The organism is Methanoregula sp. (assembly GCF_003170075.1).
GTDB lineage: Archaea > Halobacteriota > Methanomicrobia > Methanomicrobiales > Methanospirillaceae > Methanoregula.
Map to the genome: position 1 here is coordinate 1 of NZ_PMZU01000037.1, position 11,740 is coordinate 11,740.

13 protein-coding genes are annotated in these 11,740 nt (G+C 55.3%); 6 read left to right on the forward strand and 7 right to left on the reverse strand.

All coding sequences use genetic code 11. The features are described from left to right. Positions 1-228: 228 nt before the first annotated feature. Positions 229-2,808, reverse strand: coding sequence for a calcium-translocating P-type ATPase, PMCA-type (locus QZN75_RS04240; RefSeq protein WP_292425187.1), 2,580 nt, complete (start codon positions 2,806-2,808; stop codon positions 229-231). Between the two features lie 201 nt (positions 2,809-3,009). After that, the gene (locus QZN75_RS04245) at positions 3,010-3,825 is read right to left on the reverse strand and encodes an ABC transporter ATP-binding protein (RefSeq protein WP_292425190.1); all 816 of its coding nucleotides are present in this window, start codon (positions 3,823-3,825) and stop codon (positions 3,010-3,012) included. Between the two features lie 149 nt (positions 3,826-3,974). Between QZN75_RS04245 and QZN75_RS04250 the strand changes: the two genes are divergently transcribed. Continuing rightward, the gene (locus QZN75_RS04250) at positions 3,975-4,754 is read left to right on the forward strand and encodes a SagB/ThcOx family dehydrogenase (RefSeq protein ID WP_292425193.1); all 780 of its coding nucleotides are present in this window, start codon (positions 3,975-3,977) and stop codon (positions 4,752-4,754) included. A gap of 43 nt (positions 4,755-4,797) precedes the next feature. Here QZN75_RS04250 and QZN75_RS04255 read toward each other — a convergent pair whose 3' ends face one another. Then, a complete protein-coding gene (locus tag QZN75_RS04255; RefSeq protein ID WP_292425196.1) occupies positions 4,798-5,343 on the reverse strand; it encodes an META domain-containing protein in 546 nt (181 codons plus the stop codon). Positions 5,344-5,477: 134 nt separating this feature from the next. Then, positions 5,478-5,825 (reverse strand): DUF86 domain-containing protein, encoded by a 348-nt coding sequence (locus QZN75_RS04260; protein ID WP_292425198.1) that lies wholly within the window; start codon positions 5,823-5,825, stop codon positions 5,478-5,480. A 291-nt stretch (positions 5,826-6,116) separates the two neighbouring features. Between QZN75_RS04260 and QZN75_RS04265 the strand changes: the two genes are divergently transcribed. Both QZN75_RS04265 and QZN75_RS04270 read left to right on the forward strand, forming a co-directional pair. Continuing rightward, positions 6,117-6,293 (forward strand): hypothetical protein, encoded by a 177-nt coding sequence (locus QZN75_RS04265; RefSeq protein ID WP_292425200.1) that lies wholly within the window; start codon positions 6,117-6,119, stop codon positions 6,291-6,293. Positions 6,294-6,456: 163 nt separating this feature from the next. Then, positions 6,457-6,681 carry a hypothetical protein gene (locus tag QZN75_RS04270; protein WP_292425203.1) on the forward strand — a complete coding sequence of 75 codons (225 nt, stop codon included), beginning with the start codon at positions 6,457-6,459 and terminating at the stop codon, positions 6,679-6,681. A 42-nt stretch (positions 6,682-6,723) separates the two neighbouring features. Here the strand turns inward: QZN75_RS04270 and QZN75_RS09960 are convergent, their stop codons facing one another. Next, entirely contained in the window at positions 6,724-7,098 is a 375-nt protein-coding gene (locus tag QZN75_RS09960) for a mechanosensitive ion channel domain-containing protein (protein WP_366652797.1), read from the reverse strand. Here QZN75_RS09960 and QZN75_RS04275 point away from each other — a divergent pair. Both QZN75_RS04275 and QZN75_RS04280 read left to right on the forward strand, forming a co-directional pair. Then, a complete protein-coding gene (locus QZN75_RS04275) occupies positions 6,995-7,636 on the forward strand; it encodes a hypothetical protein (RefSeq protein WP_292425207.1) in 642 nt (213 codons plus the stop codon). The two genes, QZN75_RS09960 and QZN75_RS04275, sit on opposite strands and share 104 nt — an antisense overlap. Before the next feature lie 31 nt (positions 7,637-7,667). Next, entirely contained in the window at positions 7,668-8,822 is a 1,155-nt protein-coding gene (locus QZN75_RS04280; protein WP_292425209.1) for a geranylgeranyl reductase family protein, read from the forward strand. A gap of 361 nt (positions 8,823-9,183) precedes the next feature. Here the strand turns inward: QZN75_RS04280 and QZN75_RS04285 are convergent, their stop codons facing one another. Beyond that, entirely contained in the window at positions 9,184-9,708 is a 525-nt protein-coding gene (locus tag QZN75_RS04285; protein ID WP_292425212.1) for a hypothetical protein, read from the reverse strand. Positions 9,709-10,049: 341 nt separating this feature from the next. After that, a complete protein-coding gene (locus tag QZN75_RS04290) occupies positions 10,050-10,499 on the reverse strand; it encodes a ferritin family protein (protein WP_292425214.1) in 450 nt (149 codons plus the stop codon). Between the two features lie 232 nt (positions 10,500-10,731). Here QZN75_RS04290 and QZN75_RS04295 point away from each other — a divergent pair, with 232 nt between their 5' ends. Then, the gene (locus QZN75_RS04295) at positions 10,732-11,394 is read left to right on the forward strand and encodes a nitroreductase family protein (RefSeq protein WP_292425216.1); all 663 of its coding nucleotides are present in this window, start codon (positions 10,732-10,734) and stop codon (positions 11,392-11,394) included. The last annotated feature ends 346 nt before the right edge of the window (positions 11,395-11,740 follow it).

The following is an 11,740-nucleotide window of genomic DNA, read 5'->3' on the forward strand; positions in this document are numbered from 1 at the left end:
CGTATTACCTGTACCTATGTGTGTCCCCGATACAGGTAATGCCGAGGCATCGCTAATAGCGCCCCGTCCTCCTTGGGGGACTGGCGGCGCAAGAGGGGGGCTGCATTTTTTTGTGTTCCCCGGAGTGCAGATCTTATAAAAAAAAATCCTGAAATGCCACCATACTACCCATGAGTTAGTGATGGACTTTACCTAATCACCAAAAATTAAAAACGGATCTTTCGAGGTTTATGCGCCGGCAGGGTATTTTTTGGCCGCACGGTACCAGCCGAATGCGCACCGGATCAAAAACCCGATGACCAGCACCGGTACCGCCGCTGCAACCGCGATTGTCACCCATTCTTCAGGTGTGAGCGGTACGGTACCAAAGATTGCACCGCCGAACTGGATAATAATGACCTGGATAAGCACGATCCCGGCTATAACCAGGAAAAATGTCGGGTTACCCTTGAAGAACTGAGGCATCTTTCCGTCCATCGCCCGGCAGTTGAACCCGTTTATCACGGCGGCAATAATAAATGCGGCAAAGAAAACCGTGCCGATCTCCGCGTCTGTTTTTCCGCCCAGGAACCCGGTACCGAGCTGGAGGAGGCCGCTGAAAACAAGGAAGGCGCCGGTTATCGCGATCGAGACCCACATAAACGGCGTGATGATCGGAGCGTCGCGCGGGACCGGTGAGTGGTCGATCAGCCCGCGATGCGGTGCCTCCGAGCAGAGTGCAAACGCGGCGAGCGTATCCATGATGATGTTGATCCAGAGGATCTCAATAATGGTAAACGGCTCCGGGTAACCGAGGAGTGGGGCAATAAAGACGAGGATGCAGGCACAGAAATTGATGGTAAGCTGGAAAAGGAGGAAGCGCTGGATGTTCTCGTACAGCGCCCTGCCCCACCAGACTGCGCTCACGATCGAGGCAAAGGAATCGTCGAGAAGGATAATGTCGCTTGCCTCCCGGGCTACTTCGGTACCGGCCATACCCATCGCAAGCCCCACGTCCGCGTGTTTAAGCGCGGGGGCATCGTTGGTCCCGTCGCCGGTCACGGCCACGACCGCGCCGGTCTTCTGGAGCGCCTGCACGAGGAGGAACTTGTCCATGGGTTCGGCGCGGGCCATCACGTCAAGGCTCTTTGCGGCCGTTACCTGTGCTTCGGCCGAAAGCGCCCGGAACTCTTTTCCGGTCATAACCGTCCCGCCTTTTATGATGCCGGCCTCCCGGGCAATGGCCTGTGCTGTTACCGGGTTGTCACCCGTGACCATCCGTACCCTGATGCCGGCGTGCTGGCAGCGGGCCACAGACGCTGCGATATCGTCCCGCAGGGGATCGCGGATACCGACGTACCCGTCCCAGACGAGATCAGACTCGTTCTCGTCATCTCCCGTGATCTCCCGGTGGGCAAACGCGAGCGTCCGCATCGCACGGGAGGCAAGCACGCCCACACCCGAGAGATCGGGCGCCGCAGCGCAGAGTCCGGACAGGATCTCCGGTGCACCTTTGACAAGCAGGAACCGCCGTCCGTTTAAGTTCACCACGGTCGACATGCGCTTGCGCTTCCCGTCGAAGAGGTACTGCCGGACTACCGGGATCTTTTTTCTTTGCATCCGGTAATCGATCGCATGGGCCCGCAGCCACCGGAGGAGCGCCCCCTCTGTTGAGTTCCCGATCACGATGACCCTGCCGTCCTCCCGCTCTTCAAGATACGCGGTTCCGTTGACGGCCGCGTTCAGCGTGATCCACTCCGCAGGTGTGACCGGTTCTCCCGCCGGCACGGCCGGGCCGGTGACGGACGCCTCAATTACTTCCATCTGGTTTTTCGTGAGTGTCCCGGTCTTGTCGGTGCAGACCGAGGTCGCCGACCCGATGGTCTCGCAGGCAACAAGGCGCCGCACAAGACAGTTGGCCCGGGTCATCTTGCGCATGGCAAGGGAGAGCGAGAGCGCGACGCTCATCGGCAGCCCCTCGGGTACAGCGGCAACGACAATCACGACCGCGAGCATGAAATACTGGAGCAGGTGGTTTGCGGTGGCAAGGTTTGGTCCCGTCAGGTCACCGGTAAGGATGCCGCGGATGATGAGCGTGCTGCAGATGAGGACCGCCATCACGTACCCGAATTTCGAGATCAGCCCGGCAAGGGTTTCGAGTTTTGATTCAAGCGGGGTCTTTGTCGCATGATCGATCCCGAGCGTTGCGGCGATCACGCCCATCTCGGCTGCATCGCCGACAGCCCCGGCGATCATCCTCCCTTTCCCGGCCGTCACAAAACTTCCCTTGAGAACGTTATCTTGTTTTTCTTTCTGAACCGGTTCGCTCTCACCGGTAAAGGCAGATTCGTCGCAGAAGAGCCCGTCAGACGCAAGAAGCCAGCCGTCGGCCGGGATCGCGTCGCCGGCTTCAAGGAGGACGAGGTCGCCGACCACGATATCGCGGGAGGGCACTACGGTGGGGTTGCTGTCCCGGACCACCTTGACTGCCATATCGTCGCGGTGGGCGTTGAGGACATCAAACTCCCGGCTGCTATGATACTCGTTATAAAAGGAGATGCCGGTGGCAAGCAGGATCGCGATGATGATCGCAAGGGTGTTTAAAAGCCCGCTCCCTTCAGCGATCGAGACAATAGCGGAGATCGCGACGGCGAACAGCAGGATCCTGATGATGGGGCTGTCGAAATTTTTCAGGTACTGTTTCCAGAGCGGCTCACGTGCCGGGGGCGTCATGACGTTGGCGCCGTACTTCTTCCGGCTTTCTTCTGCCGCGGGGGACACCAGCCCGTTTACCCCGGCATATTCCCTGATCTCATCAAGCGTGAGCATGTATCTGGTCCCTGTTTTTTTGGATACTACCTATCCCCGGATGTGAGTATTGTCTTGGTGCTCCAGAACTATAACACCCTATTATAACCTTTGGTACCGGGGCAGCATCCAGGAGTTTTACCGTTCCTGTGGCAGGTTGAAAGGAAGCGCGCCGGATTTTTCCGGGTGCGATTATGAACGCCGAGGTGCAAAAATTGCTTTTTAATACCCGGTAGCATAGTACCAGCCGTTCTCTTCCCGCACATGCACCGGTACCGAAAAGAGCCGGCTGATTTTATCGTCGGTCAGCATTGCCGGTTTATCGCCGTCGCCGCAGACCCTGCCGCCGTTCATCATGACGACCCTTGAGATCTCCGGGATGAGATCGTGGAGGTGGTGCGTGACAAGGATAATGCCCGTTCCTGACTGCGCGATCGTCCGCAGGGTCTGGCGGAACGTATGAAGGGCAGAAAGATCGAGGCTGTTTGTCGGTTCGTCGAGGATGAGCGTGGAAGGATCAAACACGAGCGCCCGTCCGATTAAAAAGCGCCGGGCCTCTCCCGACGACATCTCGTTCATGGGCCGGTCCCTAAGCCGTTCGATGCGAAGGAACCTCTGGATCTCCTGCGTCTTTTCTTCCATGGCAGGGGTAACGACCCGGTTAAAGAGCCCGATGCTTGAAAAAAAGCCGGAGAGGATCACTTCCCGGCCGGTGATGGTTCTTGTGAAGGTGTACTGGAGGTCGTTTGATACGATGCCGACAAACGACCGGAGGCAAAAGACATCCCATTCATCTTTTCCCCGTACCCGGAATGTCACCGGCCCCTCCGACAGCACCGGGTAATACTCGCGGGTGATGGTTTTTATGAGCGAGGATTTCCCCGCGCCGTTTGGTCCGAGGATGGCGACATTCTCGCCTTCGGCAATGGAGAGCGTGACGTGATCGAGCACCCGTTTGCCGCCCCGGATCACAGAGACGTTGGCAAATTCGAAAAGCGGGGGTGCGTTGTTCCTGTCGGGTGCGGCGCGTGCAGGCATGGTTTCACGAAATATGTGGGAATTGTTTCCTTTTACCGGCTGATATCCGTTCCCTTCAGCGGTGTGATCAGTCCGGCACGGGAAATTTTTCAGGGAAACTGTTGTACTATCAAAAGGACTATCTGGGGCCGGTTCACAAAGCGTAGCATATGCCAGACCATACCCCGACCCCTGCCGGCACAGGACAGGTATTTTTGGAGCAGACGAAGTACCGGTACCTGGGACGGTCGGACCAGGAAAAAGGCATGCCCCAGCCACCGCTGGAACTTCCGGCGGACCCGGACCTGCCGGTCCTGGATCTCCAAAAGCCGGCAGCGCTGTCGATCCCGCACACCGATCTCCGCGAGGCAATCGAACACAGGCACAGCGTCCGGTCGTACGCAAAAGAGCCTCTCTCCCTCGATGAACTCTCCTTTTTGCTCTGGTGCACCCAGGGGGTAAAGAGCGTGCACGGGTCGCAGGCGACCTTCCGCACCGTCCCATCGGCCGGGGCGCGCCACGCCTTCGAGACGTACCTGCTTGTAAACGATGTGGACGGCCTCGAACCGGGTCTCTACCGGTACCTTGCCCTCACCCACCGGCTCTGCCAGGTAAAAACCGATCCCACCCTCCACATTGACGTTGCCCGTGCCTGTCTCGAACAGCAATTTGTCATGCGGTGCGGTGTCGTGTTTCTCTGGACGGCCGTGCCGTACCGGATGACGTGGCGGTACGGCGAGCGCGGGTACCGGGACCTGCACCTTGACGCCGGCCATGTCTGCCAGAACCTGTACCTTGCTGCAGAGGCGACCGGGTGCGGAGTCTGTGCCATTGCCGCATTCGATGACGATGCGATGGCAAAGATCCTTGGCATCGATGGGATCAACCAGTTCCTGATCTACCTTGCGACGGTCGGAAAACGGGAATATGCAGGCAACAGGGCAGAGTAACATCCCTGTACCCGGTCCTCTGGATCATCAACGATAACCGTTTTCAGCTTGTTGTCTGTTCAAAGATGAGGAGCGGTTTGTCTGCGGAATCATACAGGTACAGGTGGTCGCTCCGGAACCTTATGGTGGTGGAGTTTTCCAGATTGTGCAGGTACGTGGACTCAACCTGCATCACGCCGGGAGCCGGGCAGAACATTTCGGTCGTTACCCCGGAACCGCGTGTCAGGGTGAGCATGGAACCCCTGATCGTGTACTGATAGCTGTACTCGTTGCAGCCGGAATTTCCGTCGAGAATGGTGCCGTTTTCCAGGCCGAAACGGATCGTCACCACCGTCCCGTTTGTTACGGGGACCATCGTGCCGCCGTCATTACTATAGTAGGTCAGCGTCCAGCTGGTGCCGGTCAGGTTTACCGGCACGGTTCTGGTGACGCCCTGGACCTGGGCATAGATGATCAAAAGGATAAGAACACCGATAAGCGCCATCACTGCCCAGAATCCCCGGCCCATGGGTGCCGCCGGATTGGGCACGGGATCCGGGTTTGCCGGTGCATCGGAGCGGGGCGTAATCTCCGCAGGTTCATCATCCATACCAGTACTCAAAGGTTCTTGGTAAGATAAGCATTCGCGGGCAGGAGGTCGTGGCAGAAAACCGGGGCGGTCGGGAAAAAAAGATGTGCGGGTTCCTGTCTGAAAACACTCCCGGACTGTTGAGGTACCCGGGATTATTTCTCCAGCTCTTCGATCAGGTTTTCGACAAGCGGCTGGATACGCGGGAGCGTTTCGGTGCAGATCCTCCAGATGACCCCGGGCCGGGTGACCGTGTCTGCATGTGCGACCTCTTCTTCCAGTGCTGCCAGTTCTTTCCATGGCAAAAGAGCGTATTTTACCTGGATAATCGTCGGCATCTGGCGCGCCATTGTATCAAGGTTCCTGATGCAGCCGGTAACCATGGTATAGGTCTGTTCATCCCGGTAAAAATCCTCGTACTGATATCCCTCTATCAGTCTGGAGACTTTTGTGATCTCGGTAAGGATACCGTGAATCAGTTCGAGGGTGTTTCGTCCTGACATAGGTTCATTCTCCCATTATTGTCAGCATCATGTCGTTTTTTCATGCTTTTTTGCAGCAGACGGCCTGTAGCCGGTAGAGTACAGGGGCAGTGAGGAATGATGACAGGTGTCTTTCGAGACATTGGCAGGGCGGCCTAAAATACTTTCTTATAGCAGGAATGAGGGCATCGCCCCCCCTGGTAAAAAGCACGCCGGATTGGTACTGTCGCGCTTCCACGCTCACGCTCTCCGGAACACAAGGGGGGAATGTCCCTGTGTATCAGGCACGTTTATTTCCGATGGCCCGGTCTTGTGCGATGCTGCCTTCGCGAGATTGTTATCATAAGTCGTTTCCTGCTGGCCAAAAAGAAAGACCAGCAGCAGAACACCTGCAACCGCAAGGGTGCGATCCTTGCGACGGTCGTAAACCCATCGGGAGTGGCCCCGTTCTCATCCATCAGGTACGCTCAAAAGCCGGGTACGTCATAACCATTTCGCTCCCGCAAAAAACGTCTCTGCAAGGAATTCTTCACGGAAACGTACGGCAGAAAGAAAGTACGCCCTATACCCGCATTTTTCAGGAAGGCTCCCCTGACTGCATCCCCCTACAAGGTTTTGAGGGTTTTAATACCTGAGGAATCCAACTATGCATATGGACTTTGCAGCTATCAAAAAATGGGTAATCTTTTTCCTGGGAATCCTCTGTGCTATTATTATCGCCGATAGGATTTCGAACCTGATCATGGCATATGCCGGGATGGCCGGCTGGATGAATCTTGTCGTGGGTTTCGTATTGTATGCCGTCTTCTTCTTTGCCATCCTCTATGCGCTGGAGAAACTTTTCGGGATTGAGTTTTTCGGGTTCGGGCGGACCTAGATACGCCTGCCGGTTTTTTATTTAAATTTCCCTCCGGTTCTTTCACCCCTGTTTTGAGGTGGTGTCAGCCGGAACCGTTGTCGAATAGATCTGGTCATTTGGGATATGGACATAGACCCCGTCGGTCGTGCGGATGCGGACAGAAAACAACCTGACCGAAACCACGGTCCCCAAAATCCCCCCGGTGCTGATAAAATCCCCGGCGGCAAACGGGCTCTCGTATAAAAGGGCGAGGCCTGCATGAGAGCCGGGATCCGGGTCCGCCCTGGAATCGCGTACGAAACTATTAACGCGAGAAAACAGAGGTATTTCTATGGATGCGAAATTGTCCTGCCTCCTGAAAGGGTCGATTGGCTTAATCTTTGGGGGTCTTGCCCTTGTTGTGCCGGGCCCTGTGCTCTCCTTATTCCTTGGTATTTTCTGGGTCCTCCTGGTAGCAGGTATCGTGCTCTGCCTGTTCATCGGTATTACTTCGCACACGGAAGACTCATTTTTCTGGTTTCTTTGTTCCGCCGTGCTCCTTGTCATCGGGATAGTCTCCATTCTATTTCAGAATCTTATCGCTCTTCTCTTTGTACTGGCCATTGGGGTACTGGCGTTCTATGCCGCGTATTCAGGTATATCACAGGCTCTGACCCGGCCGCGATCGAAACATTTCCTTGTGGCGGGCGTAATCGTGAGCAGTCTCGTCCTGCTCGGGTTCATTATCCATTATGTGCCGTCAATGAGCGAGACCTTGGCCATGACTGTTGTCGGGACCTTCTCGTTTGTCTTCGGGCTCTTTGCCATTCTCATGGGAGTTTCCATGAAAGAAGGTGCTGAAGCACCCATCCCCCCCCACGTGCTTATCTTCAAAACCTGCGGGATTACGGTAAAATCGGCAGGAACAGAGGCCCCGCCCGCAGGTATTCCTGATCAGCCGGGCGAACAGCCAGACGGGAAACCCCCGCAGTAAATCTGCCTTTTTATTCCAGGTGCCCCCGACCATGCTCCCGGCCTATGATATCATTGTCGTCGGCGCCGGGCCGGCAGGCTGCGCAGCCGCCCGTGCATGTGCCAGAAGCGGGCTTTCGGTGCTCTGTATCGAGGAGCAGGGGAGCATCGGGTATCCGGTGCAGTGCGCCGGCCTCCTGTCCCGTGCGGCTTTCGAAGAGTGCGCGGTTTCCCGGCGATCCATCCTCAATACCGTGACCGGCGCACGCCTTATATCCAGTACGGGGCATGCCCTCGTCATCGATGCGAAAACCCCAAAGGCGCACGTGGTGGACCGGGGCATGCTTGACCGCGAGATGGCAGAGGCTGCAGCAGACGCGGGAGCAGACTTCCGGCTCAAGACCGAAGTTTGCGATGTCAGGGGTGATCATGTGGTCACCCGGGGGATCAATGGGCATGAGGAATTTTCCTTTAAGATCCTGATTGCGGCTGACGGGCCCCGAAGCACGATCGCCCGCATCTGCGGGATGGAACGGGCACCGGTGTTTCTGGCCGGTATCCAGGCCGAGGGAAAGCGTGACTGCGATCCCGGGCTTGTCGAACTCTACCCGGATGCATCCCCGGAGTTCTTCGGTTGGGCGATCCCGTCAGGGAACGGCCGGGTCAGGGCCGGGCTGTGCGGAACCGTGCAGGTACGGGAACGGTTTTCTGCATTTGTCCGGAGGATCGGTCTCCTGTCCGACCTGCACCTGGTCACCGGCACCATTCCCCTGGGCGTGATGCCAAAAACGTCTGGCCGCCGTACCCTCTTTGTGGGGGATGCAGCAGGTTTTGCCAAGCCCACCTCCGGCGGCGGAGTCTATACCGGTGTCCGCTCTGCCCGTCATGCAGCGGTGGTGGCGGCTGCGTGCTGTGAAAACGACACCTTTTCCGATACAGCGCTTGCGGAGTACGAACGGCGCTGGCAGGCAGATATCGGCCGTGAGCTGTCGCTTGGGTACCGGCTCTTCCTGATGCGCCAGAACCTGTCAACGGAGACGGTCGACCGGATGATCCTTGCCCTTGATGATCCAAAAATTATCAGTGAGATTGTGCAGCACGGGGACATGGACCGGCCGGGAAACATAACCGGGATTCTTATGAAAAAACCAGCCCTGCTCCGGTTCCTCTCCCCGCTCCTTGTGTCAGGAATCCGGTCGTTGTTATAAGTAATGGTGATTAGGTAAAGTCCACCACTAACTCATGGGTAGTATGGTGGCATTTCAGGATTTTTTATAAGATCTGTAATCTGTAGAAAATTTAAAAAAAAGTAGGCGACCCCCCTCACGCCAGCCCTGCCCCCAATGGGGGCGGGGGCGTATGTGATAGTGTGGGTATTACCTGTAACCCTGAAACGTTCCCAAAAAAACAATCAGCATGCAGGTAATACACCATCATCGTAATGGGAGGATGCCTCAAGCGTGCGGGGGCGAAGCCCCCAGGAGCGGCAATAAAATTTCACTTTTTGGTTTAATCGAACTTTTGGTGGATGTTACACAATCACCTTTTTTTAAATAACCGGATTCCCTGTTACGTCTTTACCGCAGCTGCATTCTCCGGCTCCGGTTTCTTCTCGATCTTGACCTCGCACTGCCGGTCACCGGTGCACATCGTCCGTACGAACCGGGCCGTGTACTTGTTGTTGAGGAGCGGGACTGCAGTAAGCGTGAGTGCCATGCACCGGGCGAACGTTCGTTCGTGGTCGGCAGCAAGCGTATAACTGTGGTACAGGAACGGGCAGCGCCTGACGATAATGACGGCGTTATTATTGGGAAGATCAATTGTCTCCCCGCCATACTCCGGCCCGAAGAGGACGATCGTTGCAACCTGCACGGTCCGCGCGATTTCCTGTGCATTCATGACCGGGAGGGAGCAGTCGAGAGCTATCGACTGGATCATGCGGCCGACCTCCATCCAGATCTCCTGTTCGAGCGCCCCGTATTTTTTCCCGAGCGCCTCGCGGAATGCGACATCGTACAGCGCGGGAAGCATCGCGGCGCATCCTGCGGCATACCGCCACCGCACCGCGTCGGGAATGTCTTTTAAGTCCGGCATATTCTTTCCCGGGATGGTGTTTTTGAAACGGGGACATATCAATGTGATGATAGGGAAATGATGACCCGGAGAAACACCATTTTATGCACCATTTTTGGCATTTTAAAAAAAAACGGGTGTCACAGCCCTTTCCTTGGCAGATCGTCCGGAAATCCAACTTTCCATAATCCCGTTATCAGGGGCTGCCGGAAGGCCACTGTAGTATATTTAATGCTCCTGCAGGCTGTCGCCAGTCCGCGAGGGCATCCCATCGTCACAACAGGACTGGGTGTTTTTAAAAAGGTTAAAAGAAAAAGAATAAGTTTTTGGTTTTTGCACGCCGGCAGACACTGGTTTTAGACTTACCAGACTTCGGGAAACGCCATCTCTACGTATAGATCCTCGAGCCGGGCCTTGTGGCCACTTTCCATGGCGGCAAGGTTCTGGAAAAGGCTTTTCTGGACAAAATCACTTGTCGCATTGGCAAGCTGCGTATACATCTGCATCGCTTCGAGTTCTTTCTTGATGGCAAGGACAAGACCATCTATGGGTTTTAAGTCCATAGTGAGTTTCGGGGTTGCGAGACTGTCGCCGACTTTAAAATCCTTCGCGCCAGTGATGTGAAGATCCTTTGCATCCTTTGTGAGCAACCCTTCAAGGAATTGCCGGTGCTTCGTCTCTTCCCCCGCAAGTTCATTAAAGAGTTTCTTTAAGTTTGCATCCTTGACCTTGTCAGAAACGGTCCGGTAAAATGTATACGATTCTACCTCTCGGCTTATTGCCATCTGAAGAATATCCTTTATGTCAGTCATATCATCAATCCTCCATATACCTCATAGGTATAATGGATAGTTATTATTTGATGGTATATAACTGATTAGATTCTGTACTCCTCCGGCTCCAGGGGGTTCTCTACCGTTAAGCAGCCCATTTATACCTGTCGCGGAACTGGGGCGCCGGACTCTTTACCTGCGAGACGGGCACGATCCGGGAAACACACGTTAAAATATCCCTGCTGTGTAATGGGATGTGAGCTTGCTTATCATGACGGCAAAAACAGAACAGGACAACGCGGTCCTGGACAGGATTATCGGTGAACGGCGGACCTGCCGTACATTCACACAGAAAATTCCACCGGATGAGATGATCGACAGTATCATTCATGCCGGTCTCCATGCTCCTTTTGCTGCCTCAGCAATCGGGAGTACTGATGATTATTTCCGAAGGTTTGTTGTCGTACGGAAAGGTTCGCCGGCCATGACGGAACTGATCCCACTCGTCTTTAACGAAGTTGTGGCAATGGCCGGTGAGCTGGAGCGTGCGGCAGCAAAAAACGCACAACTGCGGGAACAGGCTGCCGGATTCATGAACCGGCTCGCGACGATCAAAAACATAGGCATGGTGCCCGGTGTGGGCACGGCTCCCTTCTATATTGTGGCAGCGGAGAAGAAGGGATTCCCTCCCGTGGAACAACAGTCCCTTTCCCACTGCATGGAGAACATGTGGCTCAAAGCAACGGCTCTCGGTCTTGGGTTCCAGCTCGTTTCCGTCACGGCACAGATGGCGGACAATCCCGGTTTCTGCCGGATCACCGGGCTTGAACACGGGAAATGGGCATATATGGGGTGTGCCATAGGATACCCTGCCGAAAAGTTGTCTCCCTCGATACGGCCATCGGCGAGGGAAGTCACGGCGTGGCCGGAGTGAGACTGACGGGAGTCACGAACAAAAGGCGGGAAAGTTTTTGCAGCATACATGGACACCAATGGCCGGAGATTTTCTCGCAATCAGAGCACATACCAGATTTAATCGTGCAGAAAATTCACATAAATCCCAAAAATAGAGAGAAAACAATAAAATGAGACCAAAAAGATTATTTCTTCTTGGAGGCTGTCTTCTTTACGGCGGGTTTTTTTGCTGGGGCCTTCTTTGCGGCCGGTTTCTTTGCTGCAACCATCTTCATCACACCTCCCACCGGAAAGGGTTATAATTTTCATTATTCTATGAATACATAAATATTTTGGTCGAAATAGTGTTTTCCTGCATAGAATCG

What these genes read in the sequence shown, in the direction of transcription:
- QZN75_RS04240 (WP_292425187.1), bottom strand. Translation starts at nt 2,808, where the DNA reads ATGCTCACGCTTGATGAGATCAGGGAATATGCCGGGGTAAACGGGCTG.
- QZN75_RS04245 (WP_292425190.1), bottom strand. Translation starts at nt 3,825, where the DNA reads ATGCCTGCACGCGCCGCACCCGACAGGAACAACGCACCCCCGCTTTTC.
- QZN75_RS04250 (WP_292425193.1), top strand. Translation starts at nt 3,975, where the DNA reads ATGCCAGACCATACCCCGACCCCTGCCGGCACAGGACAGGTATTTTTG.
- QZN75_RS04255 (WP_292425196.1), bottom strand. Translation starts at nt 5,343, where the DNA reads ATGGATGATGAACCTGCGGAGATTACGCCCCGCTCCGATGCACCGGCA.
- QZN75_RS04260 (WP_292425198.1), bottom strand. Translation starts at nt 5,825, where the DNA reads ATGTCAGGACGAAACACCCTCGAACTGATTCACGGTATCCTTACCGAG.
- QZN75_RS04270 (WP_292425203.1), top strand. Translation starts at nt 6,457, where the DNA reads ATGGACTTTGCAGCTATCAAAAAATGGGTAATCTTTTTCCTGGGAATC.
- QZN75_RS04275 (WP_292425207.1), top strand. Translation starts at nt 6,995, where the DNA reads ATGGATGCGAAATTGTCCTGCCTCCTGAAAGGGTCGATTGGCTTAATC.
- QZN75_RS04280 (WP_292425209.1), top strand. Translation starts at nt 7,668, where the DNA reads ATGCTCCCGGCCTATGATATCATTGTCGTCGGCGCCGGGCCGGCAGGC.
- QZN75_RS04285 (WP_292425212.1), bottom strand. Translation starts at nt 9,708, where the DNA reads ATGCCGGACTTAAAAGACATTCCCGACGCGGTGCGGTGGCGGTATGCC.
- QZN75_RS04290 (WP_292425214.1), bottom strand. Translation starts at nt 10,499, where the DNA reads ATGACTGACATAAAGGATATTCTTCAGATGGCAATAAGCCGAGAGGTA.
- QZN75_RS04295 (WP_292425216.1), top strand. Translation starts at nt 10,732, where the DNA reads ATGACGGCAAAAACAGAACAGGACAACGCGGTCCTGGACAGGATTATC.